At 71.7% G+C, this 17,924-nt stretch carries 20 protein-coding genes; 8 read left to right on the top strand and 12 right to left on the bottom strand.

Annotated elements, in window-relative coordinates; all coding sequences use genetic code 11:
• The first annotated feature begins 3 nt into the window (after positions 1 to 3).
• On the top strand, positions 4 to 1,062 hold the full coding sequence (locus BLV96_RS12630) for a hypothetical protein (protein ID WP_086673222.1): 1,059 nt from the start codon (positions 4 to 6) through the stop codon (positions 1,060 to 1,062).
• On the opposite strand, the gene BLV96_RS12625 is transcribed toward BLV96_RS12630, so the two are convergent.
• The gene (locus BLV96_RS12625; RefSeq protein ID WP_086673220.1) at positions 1,029 to 2,168 is read right to left on the bottom strand and encodes a glycosyltransferase; all 1,140 of its coding nucleotides are present in this window, start codon (positions 2,166 to 2,168) and stop codon (positions 1,029 to 1,031) included. The genes BLV96_RS12630 and BLV96_RS12625 overlap by 34 nt on opposite strands.
• Before the next feature lie 151 nt (positions 2,169 to 2,319).
• Between BLV96_RS12625 and BLV96_RS12620 the strand changes: the two genes are divergently transcribed.
• A complete protein-coding gene (locus BLV96_RS12620; protein WP_086673218.1) occupies positions 2,320 to 3,015 on the top strand; it encodes a class I SAM-dependent methyltransferase in 696 nt (231 codons plus the stop codon).
• Position 3,016: 1 nt separating this feature from the next.
• On the opposite strand, the gene pgfA is transcribed toward BLV96_RS12620, so the two are convergent.
• Positions 3,017 to 4,078, bottom strand: a complete 1,062-nt coding sequence (pgfA, locus tag BLV96_RS12615; protein WP_086673216.1) for a cell envelope lipid trafficking protein PgfA — start codon at positions 4,076 to 4,078, stop codon at positions 3,017 to 3,019.
• 273 nt (positions 4,079 to 4,351) lie between these two features.
• Here pgfA and BLV96_RS12610 point away from each other — a divergent pair, with 273 nt between their 5' ends.
• Positions 4,352 to 4,831, top strand: coding sequence for a hypothetical protein (locus BLV96_RS12610; protein WP_086673214.1), 480 nt, complete (start codon positions 4,352 to 4,354; stop codon positions 4,829 to 4,831).
• Here BLV96_RS12610 and BLV96_RS12605 read toward each other — a convergent pair.
• The 5 genes from BLV96_RS12605 to BLV96_RS12585 all read right to left on the bottom strand — a co-directional run bounded on the left by BLV96_RS12605 (position 4,828) and on the right by BLV96_RS12585 (position 8,462).
• The gene (locus BLV96_RS12605) at positions 4,828 to 5,826 is read right to left on the bottom strand and encodes a pentapeptide repeat-containing protein (protein ID WP_086673213.1); all 999 of its coding nucleotides are present in this window, start codon (positions 5,824 to 5,826) and stop codon (positions 4,828 to 4,830) included. The two genes, BLV96_RS12610 and BLV96_RS12605, sit on opposite strands and share 4 nt — an antisense overlap.
• A 3-nt stretch (positions 5,827 to 5,829) precedes the next feature.
• The gene (locus BLV96_RS12600) at positions 5,830 to 6,036 is read right to left on the bottom strand and encodes a helix-turn-helix domain-containing protein (RefSeq protein ID WP_086673211.1); all 207 of its coding nucleotides are present in this window, start codon (positions 6,034 to 6,036) and stop codon (positions 5,830 to 5,832) included.
• Entirely contained in the window at positions 6,036 to 6,515 is a 480-nt protein-coding gene (locus tag BLV96_RS12595) for a DUF2975 domain-containing protein (RefSeq protein ID WP_086673210.1), read from the bottom strand. Before BLV96_RS12595 ends, BLV96_RS12600 begins: the two co-directional genes overlap by 1 nt.
• 40 nt (positions 6,516 to 6,555) lie before the next feature.
• A complete protein-coding gene (locus BLV96_RS12590; protein WP_086673208.1) occupies positions 6,556 to 7,728 on the bottom strand; it encodes a PucR family transcriptional regulator in 1,173 nt (390 codons plus the stop codon).
• 107 nt (positions 7,729 to 7,835) lie between these two features.
• Positions 7,836 to 8,462: a class I SAM-dependent methyltransferase gene (locus tag BLV96_RS12585; RefSeq protein ID WP_086673207.1), complete on the bottom strand. Its 627-nt coding sequence runs from the start codon at positions 8,460 to 8,462 to the stop codon at positions 7,836 to 7,838.
• A gap of 135 nt (positions 8,463 to 8,597) precedes the next feature.
• On the opposite strand from BLV96_RS12585, the gene BLV96_RS12580 reads away from it, so the two are divergent.
• Positions 8,598 to 10,514, top strand: coding sequence for a glycosyl hydrolase family 28-related protein (locus tag BLV96_RS12580; protein ID WP_086673205.1), 1,917 nt, complete (start codon positions 8,598 to 8,600; stop codon positions 10,512 to 10,514).
• A gap of 25 nt (positions 10,515 to 10,539) precedes the next feature.
• Positions 10,540 to 11,007, top strand: a complete 468-nt coding sequence (locus BLV96_RS12575) for a nitroreductase family deazaflavin-dependent oxidoreductase (protein WP_167379626.1) — start codon at positions 10,540 to 10,542, stop codon at positions 11,005 to 11,007.
• Here BLV96_RS12575 and BLV96_RS12570 read toward each other — a convergent pair.
• The gene (locus BLV96_RS12570) at positions 10,997 to 11,530 is read right to left on the bottom strand and encodes a GNAT family N-acetyltransferase (RefSeq protein ID WP_086673202.1); all 534 of its coding nucleotides are present in this window, start codon (positions 11,528 to 11,530) and stop codon (positions 10,997 to 10,999) included. The two genes, BLV96_RS12575 and BLV96_RS12570, sit on opposite strands and share 11 nt — an antisense overlap.
• 417 nt (positions 11,531 to 11,947) lie before the next feature.
• Positions 11,948 to 12,340, bottom strand: a complete 393-nt coding sequence (locus BLV96_RS12560; RefSeq protein WP_086673198.1) for a hypothetical protein — start codon at positions 12,338 to 12,340, stop codon at positions 11,948 to 11,950.
• 154 nt (positions 12,341 to 12,494) lie between these two features.
• On the opposite strand from BLV96_RS12560, the gene BLV96_RS12555 reads away from it, so the two are divergent.
• The gene (locus BLV96_RS12555) at positions 12,495 to 13,679 is read left to right on the top strand and encodes a glycoside hydrolase family 18 protein (protein ID WP_208608242.1); all 1,185 of its coding nucleotides are present in this window, start codon (positions 12,495 to 12,497) and stop codon (positions 13,677 to 13,679) included.
• 50 nt (positions 13,680 to 13,729) lie between these two features.
• On the opposite strand, the gene BLV96_RS12550 is transcribed toward BLV96_RS12555, so the two are convergent.
• The gene (locus BLV96_RS12550; RefSeq protein WP_086673194.1) at positions 13,730 to 14,890 is read right to left on the bottom strand and encodes an MFS transporter; all 1,161 of its coding nucleotides are present in this window, start codon (positions 14,888 to 14,890) and stop codon (positions 13,730 to 13,732) included.
• A gap of 54 nt (positions 14,891 to 14,944) precedes the next feature.
• Between BLV96_RS12550 and BLV96_RS12545 the strand changes: the two genes are divergently transcribed.
• Together BLV96_RS12545 and BLV96_RS49820 are read left to right on the top strand one after the other, a co-directional pair.
• Complete coding sequence (locus tag BLV96_RS12545) at positions 14,945 to 15,313, top strand: MerR family transcriptional regulator (RefSeq protein WP_086673192.1); 369 nt, start codon at positions 14,945 to 14,947, stop codon at positions 15,311 to 15,313.
• Positions 15,314 to 15,608: 295 nt separating this feature from the next.
• On the top strand, positions 15,609 to 15,779 hold the full coding sequence (locus BLV96_RS49820; protein ID WP_158104074.1) for a hypothetical protein: 171 nt from the start codon (positions 15,609 to 15,611) through the stop codon (positions 15,777 to 15,779).
• A 262-nt stretch (positions 15,780 to 16,041) separates the two neighbouring features.
• Here the strand turns inward: BLV96_RS49820 and BLV96_RS12540 are convergent, their stop codons facing one another.
• On the bottom strand, positions 16,042 to 16,998 hold the full coding sequence (locus BLV96_RS12540) for a LuxR C-terminal-related transcriptional regulator (protein ID WP_086673190.1): 957 nt from the start codon (positions 16,996 to 16,998) through the stop codon (positions 16,042 to 16,044).
• Between the two features lie 498 nt (positions 16,999 to 17,496).
• Positions 17,497 to 17,919: a DUF5709 domain-containing protein gene (locus BLV96_RS12535; RefSeq protein ID WP_086673188.1), complete on the bottom strand. Its 423-nt coding sequence runs from the start codon at positions 17,917 to 17,919 to the stop codon at positions 17,497 to 17,499.
• Positions 17,920 to 17,924 lie beyond the last annotated feature (5 nt).

The following is a 17,924-nucleotide window of genomic DNA, read 5'->3' as shown; positions in this document are numbered from 1 at the left end:
CGCGTGACCCGGCTCGCCTCCGACCACGCGCACCGCGTCGTCGGGCTCTACGGCGACCCCACCGTTTCCTGGAGCATCCTCCTCGAAGCGGACCTCGGCACGGCCGCACCCGAACCGGAGAAGCTCCGCGCCCGGCTCGCGGCCGCCGTCCAGCAGTACCCGCACCTCGGTGCCGTGCCGGAAATCGAGCAGGCCACGGACCTGCCGGCCACTCGCGACCGCTTCGCTTCGGCGCCCTACGAACGCGGTGCGCCGCTCCTGCGCGTCGCCGTCGGTGAGTCCACCCTGCTCGTCGCCGCGCACCACGGTGCCCTCGACGGTCTCGGCCTGCTCTCGCTGCTCGGCGTCCTGCTCGACGTCCCGGTTTCCTCGGGGGCGACGGGGATCGGCGAGCGCGCCGGCGGCAAACCCTTTGCGCTTTCGGCCCTCCAGCGGCTCGCTGAGGCACTTTTCGCGCCCCCGGGCCGGATTACGCCCGAACGGGCCGCGGTGGCGTCGGGTGACGTCTTCTGCGCCCGGCACGAGCCACGGCTGCGTCTGGGGGCGGCGGGGTTCGTCGCGGCGGCCGCCCGCGCCACCGGCCGCTGGAACCGCGCGCACGGCGCTCGCACGGCCCGCGTGGTGGCCGCGCTGGGTGCGTCGTGGCGGTCCGGCGCGGCGCCGGAACCGGTGCACGACAGCGCGTTCTTCCGGCTGCGGCTGCGTCCCGGCGCCGATGTCGCCGCGGTCTTGGCGGCCCAGCCACCGGAACCGGACTTCCCGGCCCGCAGCAGCCGGCTCGCGCGGCTGGGCACGCGGCTGCTGGCGGGCCGGCTCGGCTCGACGTTCCTGGTGTCCAACCTCGGTGTGGTGTCCACCGGGGACACCGTGCGCTCGCTGGCGTTCTACCCGGCGGCGAGCGGCCGGTCAGGAGTGGCGTTCGGCGCGGCGACCACGGGGGACGTCACCACGGTGACGGTGCGGGCTCGTCGGCGGGACTTCGACGCGGCGGCGGCGGAGCGGTTGCTGGAGGAGTTCCGGGCCGCGGTTCACGAAGCCAGCGCTTCACCCCGCGCCACTTGACCCAGGACCCGCGGCCGTGGCGCCGGAAGCCCGGAGACGTCCCGGACCAGCGATTCGAACTGCCCCGCACTCGCGTCCCAGCTGTACATCCCGGCCCGCTCGGCGCCGGCCAAGCCCATCTCCGCGCGCCGCAGGCCGTCGGCCAGCAGGCCGTCCACCTGGGCCGTGAAGTCCTCGAAGTCGTCCGCGAGCAGACCCGTGCGACCTTCCACAATGGATTCGGCCACCCCGCCCGCCGCGCGGTAGGCGACCGAGGGCACGCCGTGCGCCGCCGCCTCCATGATGACGATGCCCCAGCCCTCCTTGACCGACGGGCACAGGTGCAGCCACGACCGCGCGAGAATTTCGTGCTTGGCGTGCTCGTCGACCCAGCCGTGCAGCACCACGCGGTCGGCGACCCCGCGCGAAACCGCGTGCGCGCGCAGGACCTCGTCCCACGGCCCCTGGCCCACCACCTCGAGCTTCAGCTCCGGCCAGCGCCGCGCGAGCCGCGCGACGACGTCGATGGCGTGCTCGATCCGCTTGTGCGGCACCAGCCGGCTCACCGCGACCAGCGTCGGCGTCGTGTCCCGTTCGGACTCGCACGCCGGCGGCGCGTCCAGCCCGTTCGGCACCACGGCCACCCGCTCGCCCTCGACGCCCAGCCCGGCCAGTTCGGCCTTGGTGACCTCGGAAACCGTGACGTACCGGCACTTCCGGAACAGCCACGGCGCCAGCCGCGACTCGATCCACCAGCCGACGCGGCCGAGGGTCTCGCCGAGCGCGCTGATCCACTGTTCCTCGTGGACGTGGTGCACGAGCACCAGCACGGGACACCCGGCGACCAGCCGGGCGAAGAAGGGCATGCCGTTCTGCACGTCGACCACGAGATCGGCACGGGCCCGGCGGATCGCGCGCACCGCGTGCGCGTACACGCCGAACTTGTTGCCGCGGCGCCGGTAGCGGACGCCGTCGCGCCACTCGCCCGCGGTCGCGCCCGGGTAGGCGGCGCACTGGATTTCGACCCGGTACCCGGCTCTCGCGAGCCCTTCGGCCATCCGCTCGACGTACCGCTCCGACCCGCCGCCTTCGGGGTGGCCGGTGTCGCGCCAGTTGACGAGGAGCACACGAGGTCGTTCCATCGGGTTATCCAAACTGTAGCGACGATGCTAGGTTACCGGTGCGTACACAGTAGAGGAACGTAATCGGGAAAGCGACGGTTCAATGGTAGGTAATTCTGTTGTCGACCGGCCGCACCGGGCCACGCTCGGCCGTTCCGTGACGCTCTTCCGCACGTTCCTCACCGAGCAGACGGACCCGGACGGCTTCTATTCCGCGCTGGCCGCCGACTCCGTCCGGCAATTGGCGGCGCACACTCCGCTGTCCGGGCGCACGGTGCTCGACGTCGGCGGCGGCCCCGGGTATTTCTCCGACGCGTTCCGCGCGGCCGGCGCGGTGTACCTCGGCCTGGACCCGGACGTCGGCGAGCTGTCCGCACGCGGTGAACCCGGCGAGAACATGATCCGCGCCAGCGGCACGGAACTGCCGGTGCGCAGCGGTTCCGTCGACGTCTGCTACTCGTCGAACGTGCTGGAGCACGTCAGCGAGCCGTGGGTGATGCTCGAGGAGATGTGCCGGGTGACCAAGCCCGGCGGCACGGTCTTCGCGTCGTTCACGCCGTGGTTCTCCCCGTGGGGCGGTCACGAGACCGCGCCGTGGCATTTCCTCGGCGGGTACTACGCCCGGGAGCGGTATTCCCGGAAAGAGGGGAAGCAGCCGAAGAACAAATTCGGTGAAAGCCTGTTTCCCGTTTCGGTCGGCGCCGCGCTCCACTGGGCGAAGAAGACGCCGCTCGCCGATCTCGTGGCCGGGTACCCGCGTTACCACCCGAGCTGGGCGATGTGGATCGTGCGGATTCCCGGCCTGCGTGAGATCGCGTCGTGGAATCTGGTGCTGGTCTTGCGGAGGAAGTGACTCAGCTGCCGGCGAAGGCCACCTGACGCCGCCGGTGCGACGTCGGGGGCTCCGGCCGCCGGCGGCGGGCCAGCAGGACGATCGCCACGATGATCAGCACGCCACCGCCGATGCCGAGCCAGAGCGGGCCGGTGCTCGACAGGAACTCCAGCTTGCCCTTGTTCGCGTTCACCTGGTCGACCATCTGCGAGATCGTCTTGCCGTTGTAGGCGAGCGTCCCGTCGAACACGACCGCCGCGCTGGTCAGGGTCCGCAGTTCCTGGTGCTGCTGTTGCTGCTGCTTGACCTCGATCCCGGTGACCGGCTCCACCCACAGCGTGTTCACGCCGCGGTAGTAGAGGTCCGCGTCCACAGTGGACTGCTCGGAGCCGACGAGTGAGCCGGGCACCTTCTTCGAGTCGAGCTTCGTGTCCGGGATGTCCTGGACGAACTTGTAGGTCTCGATGCCGTTCACCGTCTCGGTGCCGGTGTAGCGCGCGGTGACGGCCGCGCCGGTGTTGTCGTCGTAGACCTTGTAGTCCTTCTGCTCGGTGCCGAAGGGGAACTTGAAGTTCAGGCCGGGCTGCGCCTTCTCGATGTTCGTCTCCGGCGGCTTCTGGCCGTCCTGGTCGGCCTTGTCCTTCAGCTCGGTGACGTAGCTGCTGTTCGCGGCGCACATCGGGTCGGTCGCGCCGCGCGGGTCGTAGCCCTCGCCGGTGCGCCGGTCGAAGCAGACCTGCCGCTTGCTGGCACTGAGCACCGTGCCGTCGGCGTCGTCGGTGACCTGCACCGCGAGCAGCCAGACCGCGTAGTCGGTGTCCTGGTGCATCTCGGGCGCGGCGAAGTTCGACTGCACGTGCGCCACCGCGGTCAGCTTGGCGTTCTCGCGGATGTTCGACACCGGGCCGGTGCCGTTGTCGGTGACGGCAAGGACCTTGCTCGCGGTGCCCTCGAGCACCGACGTCGAGTCCTGGTCGAGGGGCACCTTGGCGAGCTTCGGGTACACGTACGTGGGGAGGAGCACCGCTCCCGCGGCGGCGAAGACGCCCAGTGCCAGCAAGATCAGGCCGAAAGCACGTCGCAACGGTCCTCCTGGGTCGTCTTCGTCGACAGCACAAATTACCCGGCGGTAATCAGTGCTGCGGATAGTGGCCCGCGCCACGCCGCGCGTCAAAGTGTGACCGGCGGTCACAGACACCCGGTGCCACCGGAAGGTCGCATGTGCGCGGCCGTTCGGACCAAGCGACCAAACAAGTTTGTTCCCGGGCACAACGGGCACGGGCCCACCATCGGACGATCCTCACTCCGCCGCGCCGGACCGCAAAGGAGAGAATCCCTTTTGCCCCAGGACCCTTCGATGGTCGCCATCGCGGCCACCGCGCGCTGGCGGGCCCGGATCGTGGCGGCGGCCGCGAGCGCGGGGATCACGCTGACCGACCCGCTGGCCGGCGTGCCCGGCATCCGGCCGCTGGCCTGCACGCTCGGCGACCTCGGCGTGATCGTGCCGAGACTCGGCGGCGAGCCGTCCCCCGCGGCGATCGGCGCGCACTCCGACTCGATCGCCGACCGCGAGCTGCGCGACGCGGTCGCGGACGTGGCGGCGCTGCTTTCCCTGCACGGCAACGTGGTCCTCGACCTCGACGCCGGCGGCCGCCACCACCCGGACGTGGTGGTCTCGGCCGCGGTGGACTGTCCGCAGTGGACGGAACCCGCGGTGACGCTCCCGGTGGGCACGGGCCGGCGCGGGGGCCCGCTCACGGTGGCGCTCACCGCGGGTCCGGGTTTCGAGGGGACGTTGCTGGAACTGGCCCGGTTGGTCGAGGCGGACGCGGCTTAGCCGTCGAACGTGGCCGGCTCGGCGAAGGTCGCGGTGCCGAAGTCGGGTTTCTCGGCGAACTCCGCGAGGTCGAAAGCCGCCGGGCCGGCGAACCGGCTCCGCCAGAACACCGCGGACCCTTCGAACCGCGCCCCGTGGAACCGGGCTTCGCCGGCGAAAGTCGTGTCCTCGAACCAGGCGCTGCCGCCGAAGACGGCGCCGGCGAACTTGGCCTCGGAGGTGAATGTCGCCCCCTCGAACCCGGCGCCCTCGGCGAAGTGCGCGTAGTCGAACCAAGCCCGTCCGGCGAACGTCGCGCCGGTGAAGTCCGCGGCGCCGACCCGGCAGCCGATGAAGTCGAACTCGACCAGCGTGGCACCGGTCAGGTCGAGGGCGATGTCCGGCCAGAACGTCGGTTCGGGGTGCTTCGGGTTCTTGCCTGGATTCAGGTGATCGGTGAGCACCCGCTGGACGGTGAGCCGGACTTCGCGTTCCTGCCGCGCGTCGCCCGCGGGCAGCGCTGCCGGCGGGCGGAGGCCGCGCCGGGTCACCAGCGGCCGCCGGACGCCGCCCCGAGCCGGAGCCGGTTCGGTGTACGGCGTCCGCAGGTACGCGCACAGCACGTTGACCACCGTCTGCCGGTGCCCGGGGTTGTCCTGCGCGACGCGTTCGAGTGCGTAGCAGCCGCCATGTCGGACGGCCGCCTTGTCGGACCCGAGCTGCTCGATCGCCTTCAGGTAGAGGTCGGTGAGGCGCCGCTCGGCGGCGTCGTGCTCGGTGGTCCGCTGCCGGCGGCCGGTGAGCACCAGCGCGACGACGCCGCCGGTGCCCGCGCCGACCGTCAGCCCGGTCTTGATCAGCTCGATCCGGTCCGAGGGGGTGCCGCCGCCGACGAACAGCAGGAGCAGCGTGATCGCGGCCGCGGTGACCAGCGCGACGGGTACGACGATGACGGCGATCGCCCACCACCACGTGCCGCCGCGACGGCGCCACCACCGGCCGAGGCCGTCGAGCACGAGCTACTCCTCCACCCACTCCAGCAGGTCGCCGGGCTGGCAGCCGAGGACCCGGCACATCGCCTCCAGCGTGCTGAACCGGACCGCCTTCGCGCGTCCGTTCTTCAGCACCGCCACGTTGGCCGGCGTCAGCCCGACCTTCTCCGCGAACTCCCCGACGCTCATCTTGCGCTTCGCCAGTTCGACGTCGATGCGCACGACGATCGCCATCAGATGACCGCTTCCATGTCGGACCGCAGCGTAGTGGCCTGCCGAAGCAGGGCGCGCATGACCACCATCAGCAGGCCGAGCACGGTGATCCCGACGGTCACCAGGAACAGCAGCATCGGCATCCCCGGGTCGTCCGCGTTGAAGCCGACGAACAGCAGCATGCCGACGAAGACCAGCCACGCCGCGCCGATGGCCCAGACGATCGCGTCGACCCACTTCAGCGACGCCGTCGTGAAGATCCGGTCCTTCTTGACCAGCGTCAGCAGCTGCCAGGTCGCGACGAGCACCACCTGCACGCACAGCACGAGGAACACCGCGATGGCGGTCAGCGGCCAGCGCAGCGGAGCGTCGTGCGGGTTCTGCTGCGTGTGGTAGGCGATCCCGCCGGGCAGCGACAGCGTCTGGAACACGACGAGGACGCCGAACAGCACGACGAGGAACACTCTGAGCGCGCGAACGGCCCACTTCTCGGAAATCATGCGACGACTATCGCTCGATATCTATCGAAAGTCAATCGGTCTAGTCGGGATCGAGACGGACCGACTCCAGCGCCACGTACAGCTCCCCGATGTCGACGGGGTCGGTCAGATCCCGCTTCGTCAGGTCCTGCACCCGCCGCAGCCGGTACCGGACCGTGTTGGGGTGCACGAACAACCGGTCCGCGGCCTCCTTCGCCGAGCCGTGGCCGGCGAACCACGCGAGCAGCGTGTCCAGCAGGACCTTGCGCTCCGCGTCCGGCAGTGCGAGCACCCCCGTCAAAGCCGACCGCACGACGTCGCGGGCCATCCCGGGCGCCGCCGCGACCAGCGTCGTCACCGGGGAGTCGCCGAACACCACCACGCCCGCCGTCCCCGAGGGCAGCGAGCGGCGGGCGATCCTGGCCCGGTGCAGCGCGTCCGGGACGTCGGGGAAACCGCTGAACGGCTTGCTCATCCCGGCCGCCACCGGCAGCGACGCCAGCACTTCCCGCAGCCGCCGGACGTCCTCGATGCGGTCGATCGCCACCAGGCCCGCTTCGCCGCCCGGCCGCCACGCCGAGCGCCAGCGGCGCGCCCGCAGCAGGGCCTCGACCGTGTCGTGCTCGTCGGGCTCGACGCGCTCGGTCACCACCGCGACGAACATCCCCGCCGTCGGCAGGCCCAGCTCGCGAGCGGCGGCCTCCATGTCGGCCTGAGTCGCGAGCCGACCGCGCAGGAGGTCGTCGAGCAACCGCACGTTCGCGTGCGACGGCTCGGCCGCCACCTGCTCGTACGCCGTCGTCAGCGCGTCCGAATAGAGGTCGATCGCCTTCCAGACGTAGGAGTTGATCTCGATCGTGCGGGTGGGGTTGAGGAACTCCGGGCCGGCCAGTTCCAGCAGTGCTTCGTAGACGAAGGTGCCGCCGATCCGGAACGCGCGCAGCACCGCGGGCAGCGGTATGCCCTGCCGCGCCTGGACGAGCCCGGTCTTGCGGGCGGCGTCGAGCGCCAGGCCGCGGCCTTCGGCCAGTGCGGACAGCGCGCGTTCGAGGTTGGCGTGGCAGACCTGCCGCAGCTCGTCCGGCGCGACGTGGTCGACCTGCCGGTAGAACTCGTCCTCTTCACTCAGGAGCTGGGCGAGCCGGTCGGCGAATTCGGGCAGTCTGGCCAGCATCTCTCGCACCAGCTCGCGGTGTTCGCGAGGTACCGGCCTGGCCGGAGCTTCGATGCCCATCCCTCACTTTAGCTCGGGTCCCCGGCCCGGGACATGCACGAACTTGAGCAAAATTCATGTCCACCGGGTGATCGGCCCGGTGAGGGGTTGACGCCACGATCGACTCATCAACGGCGGCGCGCGGTGAGGTAGACGTGCGGTTCGGGCCCGGCTTCGGGGTGGTCCGGGACGAACACCGCCTCTTCTTCACGAACGATCTCCAGCCCGGCGGCGACGAGCTTTTCCTTCAGCACCTCGGCGGTGAAGCTGCTCGCGCGGACCGGGTGTCCCATGAAGACGATGTCGACGCCGTCCACGTCGGCGGGGACGGTCGCGAAGACGAGCAGGCCGCCGGGCTTCAGCCACGCCGCCAGCCGGCCGAGCATCGTCTCCTGGTCGGCGCGGGGGAGCTGCAGCATCGAGAAGAACGCCGTGATCGCGTCCCACGAGCCGTCCTCGAAGGTCAGTTCGCGCATGTCGCCGACCTCGAACCGCGCCGCGGGCACCTGGGCGCGCGCGATCTCGACCATCTTCGGCGCGACGTCGTACCCGGTCACGGCGCAGCCGGCCGCGGCGAGCGCGGCCGCGGCCGGGCGGCCGGTGCCGGAGCCGAGGTCGAGCACGGTCGCGCCCGCCGGCAGCCGCTCGGCCAGCGCGGTGAGCGCGGCCCGCTGCTCGGCCAGGTTCCGGAAGGCGTGTTCGTAGTCGGTGCCGAGGGCGTCGAACACTTCGGCGGCGGTTTCGGGACGCGTCATCCGCCCAACCTTGCCAGACGGTCGGCTTTCGCAAGGAATCGACTTCTTCTTGCAAGTTCAGGGCAAAGTCTTGTTTGATCCGCGAGGGTGACTTAATCTTCCGCCGCAGTCCTCTCCGGCGAAACGAGGCCCTGGATGTCGCGACGCACCTTCGGAGCCGCGCTCGTCGCGGTCACCGCTCTCGTGTCGGTGGCCGCGCCCGCGGCCGCCGCCGACCGGCCGGTCGTGACGCGGGCGGCGCTCGACCCCGCGCTGGTCGCCGGGCGCGGTGCCGGTGTCGGCTTCCTGGAACAGGAGGCGGAGAACGCGCGCACCGACGGTGTCGTGATCGGGCCCGACCGCTCGGCCTACACGCTGCCGTCGGAGGCGTCCGGCCGGCGAGCCGTGAAGCTGGCGCCCGGGCAGTACGTCGAGTTCACGCTGCCGGCCGCGGCGAACGCGATCACCGTCCGCTACAGCATCCCGGACGCCCCGCGCGGCGGCGGGATCACCGCGCCGCTCGACGTCACCGTGAACGGCGCTCACCGCCAGCGGATGACGCTGACCTCGCAGTATTCCTGGCTGTACAACCAGTACCCGTTCAGCAACGACCCGGACGCGGACCTGCTGCACCCGGACTGGTGGATCACCGAGTGCTCGTGCGTGCCGGCGGCGACCACGCCCGCGCCGGTGATCGCGAAACCGTTCCGCCCCACCCACTTCTACGACGAACAGCGGCTCCTGCTCGGCCGTTCGTACCGGGCGGGGGACCGGGTGCGGCTCACCGCGTCGGCGGGTGCCGGGTGGACGGTCGTCGACCTCCTCGACTCCGAGCTCGTCGCGCCACCGCGCGTGCTTCCCTTCGCCGCCAACGCGCTGCTCTTCGGCGCCGACCCGACCGGCCGCCGCGACTCGGCCGCCGCCCTGGACCGGGCCATCGCCTTCGCGCGGCGCGCGCACCTCAAGGTCTACCTGCCGCCCGGCACCTACCGCGTCGACCGGCACGTCATCGTCGACGACGTCACGATCGAAGGCGCGGGCAGCTGGTACACGATCGTCAAGGGCCACGGTGTCGGCATTTACGGCAAGGCCGAGGGCAGCCACGACGTCCACCTCTCCGGCTTCGCGATCGAGGGCGACGTCCGGGAACGCGTCGACACCGACCAGGTCAACGCGATCGGCGGCGCGCTCGACGACTCCACTGTGGACTCCCTGTACCTGCACCACACCAAGGTCGGCCTGTGGTTCGACGGACCGATGTCGGGCACGCGGATCACGAACAACGTCATCGTCGACCAGATCGCCGACGGCCTGAACTTCCACACGGGAGTGACGGACTCGGTGGTGGCGAACAACTTCGTGCGCAACACCGGCGACGACGGACTGGCCATGTGGTCGGAGAAGGCGCAGGACGCGCGGAACACGTTCGACCACAACACCGTCCAGACACCCGTGCTGGCCAACGGGATCGCGCTCTACGGCGGCGTGGACAACGTCGTCTCGGGAAACCTGATCGCCGACCCGATCCGCGAGGGCAGCGCCATCCAGGTGGGCTCGCGGTTCGGCGCGGAGCCGTTCGCGGGCAGCCTGCGGATCGCGGACAACACGACCGTCCGGGCCGGGACGTTCGAGCTGAACTGGAAGATCGGGCTCGGCGCGATCTGGTTCTACGCGCTGGAAAAGGACATCGCCGCGGACATCTCGGTGACCGGCGACCACTTCCTCGACTCCACCTACAACGCGATCATGCTGGTCAGTGACTTCCCGGTGAAGGACGAGTACTCGATCACCGGGCTGCGGTTCGCGGACCTGCGCGTCGACGGGACGGGAACGTCGGTGGTGAGCGCCCGGTCGGCCGGGGCGGCGTCGTTCCGGAACGTGGCCGCGCGGGGTGTCGGCGCGGTCGCCGTCAACAACTGCGGGTCGTTCAACTTCCCGCCGACGGGGTCGGAGTTCGCGCTGACCGACCTCGGCGGCAACGACGGCTGGCTCGCGCCGTGGCTCCTGCCGAACACGATCACCTGCGACGACCGGCCGCCGGTCGTGCCGCCCCCGCCTCCGTCGAGCTGGTGACCGCTAGGGTTTCGCCGTGGCTGGTTTGCGAGGTGTCTTCGCCGGGTTCGGCAAGAGCAGGGCGTTCGCGGTGCTCGGACGGGCGCTCGTGCCCGCCGACCGGGTGCTGCTGCGCGTCACCGGGGGCCGGGTCGGGGTCGGCGCGGCCGTCGGGCTGCGGACGCTGCTGCTGACCACGGTCGGCCGGCGCAGCGGCGAACCCCGGCAGGTGCCGCTGCTGTACGTCGAGCGCGGCGGCGGGTACGTCGTCATCGGCTCGAACTGGGGCGGCGAGGCGCACCCGGCGTGGTCGGCGAACCTGCTGGCCCAGCCGAAGGCGGCGGTCGCGATCGCCGGCCGGACCGTCGAGGTCACCGGCCGGCTCCTGACCGGCGACGAGCGGCAGGAGATGTGGGACGCGGTCGCGTTGTACTGGCCGGCGTACGACCGCTACGCCGTGCGCGCCGGCGACCGCGAAATCCGCGTCTTCCTGCTGGAGCCGGTCAGCCGATGAGGTCGGTGTGCCGGATCCGGTACACCTGCAGCCGCAGGTTGTAGTACTTCTCGGTCTCGCCGACCCACTGCATGCCGAGCCGTTTGGCGACGGCGATCGCGCGCGTGTTGTTCGGCCGCGCGACGGCGAAGAGCTCCTCGGTGTCCTGGGTGAACGCCCACTCGATCAGCGCGGTCGCCGCCTCCGACGCGTAGCCCTGGCCCCAGACACCGGGGGCGAGCTGCCAGCTGAGCTCGAGGTCCTCTTCGAACGGCGGCAGCAGCCGGATGCCGAGCCCGCCGATCACGACGCCGTCCTCCTTGCGCTCGACAGCCCAGCGCCCCCGCGGCGGCGGCAGGTTCGGCTGCACCTCCTGCCAGGCGGCCAGCACCGAGCGCATCGCGCCGATGTCGCCGACGCGCTCCATGGCCGGGGTCAGCCAGTGCGTGACGTCTTCCGCGCCGTAGATGCCGTACGCGGCCTCGGCGTCGTCAACCGTCCAGTCCCGGATCACGAGCCGGTCGGTGCTCAGCGGGGTCTCCATACCAGGACGCTACGCCGCACGGCCCGCGATTGTTCCCGGCTCCGGCGCACGTCACTTCGGGCTTGCGGTCACGTCGTGGACGAACTGCGTGATCTCCTGGCCCGCGCCGGCTCGGCGACCGCCCGCTGGTAGCTCCGCGACGCTCCGACACCGGCCGCGACCGTCCTCGAAGAACTCGCGCGAGCCGCCGAGCCCGGGCTGGACGCCATGGCGGGCTTGCCGGGGGCGCCGCGCGTCTGCGTCGTCGCGAGCGAGGAGCGGCACGCCACCGTCGACGGTGCGCCACCTCGTCGGGACCTGCCGGCTCGGCGGAACCAGCTGGCGCGCCCGCCGATACCTGCGGATTTCGGTGTCCGGCCGGACGACGACGGAAGCGGACGTCGACCGCTCGGCCGCGGCGATCCTCCGGCCGGCCGCTCAGTGGCCTTCGCGCACCGAAAGCGGGTCGGTCCGCCAGCCGATCTGCTTCTCCGCCCCGGTCGGCCAGCTCGACGACAGCCGCCGCCGGAGGCTGCCGAGCGCGCCCAGGCGCACGAGGTCGACGCGGGAACCCTGCGCTGCCAACGATGTCACCTCGGCGGGGGTGAGCGGCACGAAGTCGAAGTACTGCGCGTCCTCGCCGCCGGAGAAGTCGACGAACTCGGTGAAGATCGCGGCGAACCCCTGGCGGCACTCCGGACATTCGCGCAGCGAGATGCCGAAGTGGGACTGTTCGACCAGGCGGTGGGTTTCGCGCAGGCGGGTCGTGCAGAAGGCCAGCGCGGTGAGGGCGTCTTCGCCGGAGCAGCGGGCGCAGCCGAACTCGGTCATCGGCCGATCATGCCACGCCGTGAATTCGCGCCGGGCTGCGGTGTCATCGCGAAACCTTTGACCACAACGTTTCGCCCTGGTCCGCAGTGGTCTGGACCTGTTAGCCTCAGCGCGCCACCCAGTCCGCAGGCCGGAAGGGAAAGTCGTGCTCCGCATGAGAAAGAGCGTCGCCGTCGCCGCACTGGCGCTGGCCGCCGCCGGCGTCGTGGCGCCGTCCGCCGAAGCGAGCCAGCCTTCGGGCAAGGTGATGGCCTACTTCGCCGATTGGGACGTCTACGCCCGCAACTACCACGTCAAGGACATCGAGACGTCGGGTTCGGCCGCGAAGCTGACCCACATCAACTACGCGTTCGGCAACGTCACGGGCGGCGGGTGCGCCGTCGGCGACCCGTGGGCCGACCACGACATGCCCTACGACGCGACCATGAGCGTCAACGGCCAGGCCGACAGCGGCACGCTGCACGGCAGCTTCAACCAGATCCTCGAGCTGAAGAAGCTGCACCCGAAGCTGAAGGTGCTGTGGTCGTTCGGCGGCTGGACCTGGTCGGCCGGCTTCCCGGAGGCGGCCAAGAACCCGGAGGCCTTCGCCGAGTCCTGCTACAACCTGGTCAACGACCCGCGCTGGGCGGGCGTCTTCGACGGCATCGACATCGACTGGGAGTACCCGAACGCCTGCGGCGACACCTGCGACACCAGCGGGCCGAAGGCGTTCACGACGCTGGTCAAGGCGCTGCGGGCGAAGTTCGGGCGCCAGCTCGTCACCGCCGCGATCACCGCGGACGGCTCGAAGGGCGGCAAGATCGACGCCACCGACTACGGCAGCGCGAGCCGGTACCTCGACTGGTACAACGTGATGACCTACGACTACTTCGTCGCGGGCGGCCAGCCGACCGGGCCCACCGCGCCGCACTCGCCGCTGCGGTCCTACCCGGGCATTCCGCACGCCGGGTACTACGCCGACGCGGCGATCCAGAAGCTGCGTCACCAGGGCGTTCCGTCGTCGAAGATGTTGCTGGGTCTCGGGTTCTACGGCCGCGGCTGGGACGGCGTGACGCAGAAGCAGCCCGGCGGCACCGCCACCGGGCCCGCCCCGGGCACGTACGAAGCCGGCGTCGAGGACTACAAGGTCCTGAAGACGACGTGTCCGGCCAACGGCAAGGTCGCCGGTACGGCGTACGCGAAGTGCGGTTCGCAGTGGTGGAGCTACGACACGCCGGAGACGGCGTCGGCGAAGGCCGGGTACGCGAAGTCGCAGGGGCTCGGCGGGATGTTCGCCTGGGAGCTCTCGGGTGACACCGCGAACGCGGAACTGCTGCGGGCCATCGCCGGCCGCTGCTGAAACACCAGCTGGAGGGCCCGGGCGCGAACCCGCCCGGGCCCTTCGTCCATTCAGGACGCCGCCGGGAAGCCGTGCCGCCGGGCGCCGAGCACCACGGCGAGGACCGGCAGCAGGAGCAGCAGGAGCGTCCAGGGGAAAGACGCGGGACCGGCCGCGTCGAGCAGGACGCCGCCGAGCACGCCGCCCGCGGCCATCGCCGCGTTCCACAGCGTCACGAGCATGGCCTGCGCGTTGTCCGCCGCGTCGCCGCCCGCGTTGCCCGCCGCGGTCTGCAGGAGCGTCGGGACGCCGCCCCAGCCGAGGCCCCACAGCGTGACGGCGGCGTAGACCAGCGCCGGGCTGCCCGACGCGGTCGCCAGGATCGTCGCGGCGACGCCGACCAGGATCGTGCTCAGGACGGTCAGGGTGCGCAGCGCCCGGTCGATCCGCGCGCCGACGACCCAGATGCCGGCCATCGACGCGATGCCGAAGACGAGCAGGACGACGTCCACCGCGTCGCCCATCCCGGCGTGGCCGAGGAACGCGGCGACGTAGGTGTAGAGCACGGTGTGGGCCAGCACGAACACCAGCGTCACGGCCAGCACGGGGGCGACGCCGGGCACGGCCAGCGTGCGCAGCACCGGTGTCCGGGCGCCGGTCCGTCCCGGCTGGTCCGGGACCTTGAGGACGATCCAGGGGAGCAGCGCCACGGCGATCGCGGACATGACGCCGAACGCCGAGCGCCAGCCGAGCAGGCCGCCGAGGAACGTCCCGGCCGGGATGCCGAGCGACAGCGCCAGCGGGATGCCCGCCATGACGAGCGCGATCGCCTTGCCCTGGTTTTCGGGCGCGAGCCGCCGGGCGTACCCGGCCAGCAGCGCCCAGACGACGCCCGCGGCCACCCCGGCGACGAACCGCGCGACCATGGTGACGGGGTAGTTCGCGGACAGCGCCGTCACGGTGTTGGCGACGGCGAACCCGGCCACCCCGGCCAGCAGCAAGCGCTTGCGGGACCAGGCCGCGGTGGCCGCGGCGAGCGGGATCGCGGTGAGGGCCGTGCCGAGGGCGTAGACCGTCACGGCCTGGCCGGCCGCGGATTCGCCGACGCCGAGGCCGGCGCTCATGCCGGGCAGCACGCCGGCGGGCAGCGCCTCGGTGAGCACGGTGACGAACGCGGCGGTGGTCAGGGCGAGGAGGGCGGGGGTCTGTCGGCGGACTTCGGTGCTCGTCATGCCGCTATGCTCGAACCTTCACATACGTGTGAAGGTCTACGTGAGGTGGCGCACATGCGGATCGGCGAGCTCGCGGAGCGGACGGGGACGTCCCGGCGGCTGCTGCGGTACTACGAGGAGCAGGGCCTGATCATCGCCGCCCGCGGGGCGAACGGGTACCGCGACTACGACGAGCCGACGGTCGACCGGGTGATCCAGGTCCGCGGGCTGCTCGACGCCGGGCTGCCCACGAGGATCATCAAACAGATCCTGCCCTGCCTCGACAAGCCCCGCGCGATCTACTTCCCGGACGCGACTCCCGAGATGATCGCGACGCTCGAGGAGGAACGCGACCGCATGGCGCGGCGGGCGGAGTGCCTGCTGCGCAACCGCGACGCGATCGCCGAGTACCTCGACGCGGTGCGCGCGTACGACCCGGTCTAGTCGGGTTCGTCGGGGATCCGCACCCAGTGCAGGGTGTCGGCTTCGGGCCACCAGCCGGCGGGCTCCGGCCGGGGACGCGCCCCTTCTTCGGCCCACCAGCGCGTGTCCTCACCCATGGCTCGACGGTAGGGGCGGAGCAGGGTCTCGCGCACCGGTCGGGGGCGGCCAACGTCCGGTTTCGGCCGGTTCGCCGGTGGCCGGAAGCGGACAGTGGCCGAACCCGCCCCTGCCGGTGCGCGGGGCTCGGGTCTTAGGTTGGCTGCGGATGAAGAGCACTTCTTTTGGGAGAAGGACCATGATCAAGCGAGCGCTGGCGGGACTGGCCGCGGCGGCGGCGATCGGCACGCTGTGCGCACCCGCGGCGGCGGCCGCGACGGGCAACGGCGACCCGACGTACCGTCCGCCGGGAGAGGTGTGCGTCTGGATCTGGACCGGCGGGCCGCCGGAGTGCAAGAAGCTGGAGTAGCCGCGGCGGGAGTGGGCGGGCGCGGCTGATCGGCGGTGGTTCGGCGCCGGTCAGGTCGGATCCGCCGGACCTTGGGTGGGATCGCGGGTCGGCCAACCCGGTGCGATCCGGCCCGGCTGAGGTGCCGGGCAAGAGCGCCCCAATGTGGCCTTCGGTGCGTGAGACGCACCCAATGTGGCCTTCGGTGCGTCTGACGCAACCAAGGCCACATTGGGGCGCTCGGGCTCAGCCCAGCCGGGCCAGCCGCGGGGACCGTGCCGGCTCAGCCCAGCCAGCCCAGCCGGGTCGCCGCGAAGACCGCCGCCACGCGGTTGTCCGCCTGCAACGCCTCCAGCAACCCCTGTACGTGCCGGCGGACCGTCCTCTCGCTCACGTCCAAATGGCGTGCGATGGCCCCGTCCGTCATCCCCGTCGCCAGCAAGTCCAGCACCTTCGCCTGCGTCGGCGTCAATCCGTGCCGGGGCCGGGATGCCGGGCCGTGGACCGCCACCGCCTGGCTCCACACCAGCTCGAACAGCATCCGCAGCGCCGCCACGATCGTCGGGCTGCGGATGAACAGCGCGCCCTCCATGCCGCTCGGGTCCAGGGGCACCAGCGCCGAATGGCGGTCGGCGATCACCATCTTCATCGGCAGCTCGGAGGCCACCCGCATGGTCCAGCCCGCCTTGACGCTCGCGTCGACCACCTCCTTCGCCCCCTCGAACTCCAGGGCCGCGCGCTCGTACACGTTGCGCAACGCCACCCCTCGCTCGGTCACCGCCTCGGGCAGGCGCATCACCGTGCCCGCGTCCGGCTTGCGCTTGAAGTGGTGCGTCGTGAACGTCAGGAACTCCTCGCGCGCGGACAGGCAGAGCTCCAGCGACAGCGAGCCGATGCGCCGCGGGTCCGTCAGCACTTCGACGGCCGAGTCGCCGCCCGCGCCGTTCGCCGCCCGGTACACCGCCTGCAGCACGTCGAGCTGCTGGCGCGCCGCGACGATCTGCCGCTGCTGCTCCAGCAGCTGCTGCTGCGCGCCCAGGATCGCGTGGTCGACCGCGCGCACCGGCTCCATCGGCGCGATCACCGGGTCTTCGCGGTAGTCGCGGCGCACGAACCCGCGGTCGAACAGCTCCCGCATCTCCGGGCTCTCGGCCCGCGGGTCGTCCAGCGCCAGCGGCCCGGTGCGCACCATCGTGTCGTACAGCGCGCCCGCGCCGGGTGTGAGCAGCCCTTCGAGCATCCCGTGTCCCCTTCCGGCAGCGCGAGCGGGCCCGGCCGGATCCGGACACGACCGCTCTGCCGCCTACCCCACGCGCCGGACGGGGGAAAGGATTAGGCCGGTCGCGAAATCGGGGCCGGACCCGTCGAGGGGGCGGGTCCGGCCGGCGCGAGCAGGCACGCCTCGATCTCCTTGAACCGCGCCCCTCGGGGTGGGTCCGGTAGCGCTCGCGTGCCTCGTGCAGGACGTCGCGGGCTTCACCGTTACGGCCGGCGATGCGGTAGCAGTCGCCGAGCGCGACGAGGAAGAACGCCGCATGTTCCCGATGGTCCGCAGCGCCTCGACGGCCCGCTCGAGGTGCCGGATGGCGGCGGCCCAGTCGCCGCGGCGCAGGGCGACGTAACCCAGGTTGCCGACGGCGTGCGCCTCCCCAGCCAGGTCGTGGTGCTTGCGCGCCACGGCGGCGGTCCGGTGGTGGCGGGCGGCCCGGTGATCCCCGACGCCGGGACGCCCGCCACGTCACCAGCGTCGCGAGGGGTCGATCACGTGGACGGCCGCTTCCTCCGCCGAGGCCGCGCCGCCGTCGATGCCCGCGTCGGACGCGTAGAGCTCTTCGTCGGCGTCTTCGCCGAAGCCCTCGTCCGTCGCCACGAGCCGGCCCGCGCGGACGTCGCCGACCTCGTCGTCGATCAGCTCGCCGTCGGTGTCCTCGCTGTCGCCGAGGCCGTCGCCTTCGTCGGCCTCGATGTCCGGGACCTCGCGCGCCAGCCGGCCTTCCCAGCTCTCGCCCTCCGCGGTCTCGCGCGCGGTCGTGCCCCACTCCTCGGTCTCCCGCGGGCGTTCCGGCGGGGAGTACCCCTCGGCCAGCTCGTCGCGGTCGTCCAGCGTGTCCTCCGGGTCGAGGATGCCTTCGTCGGCGTGGTCTTCGATGTCGTCGTCCATGCGTC

It is taken from the genome of Amycolatopsis pretoriensis, assembly GCF_900107925.1.
In the GTDB taxonomy this organism is placed as follows: Bacteria; Actinomycetota; Actinomycetes; order Mycobacteriales; family Pseudonocardiaceae; genus Amycolatopsis; species Amycolatopsis pretoriensis.
This window is presented reverse-complemented; position numbering and strand designations above follow the sequence as displayed.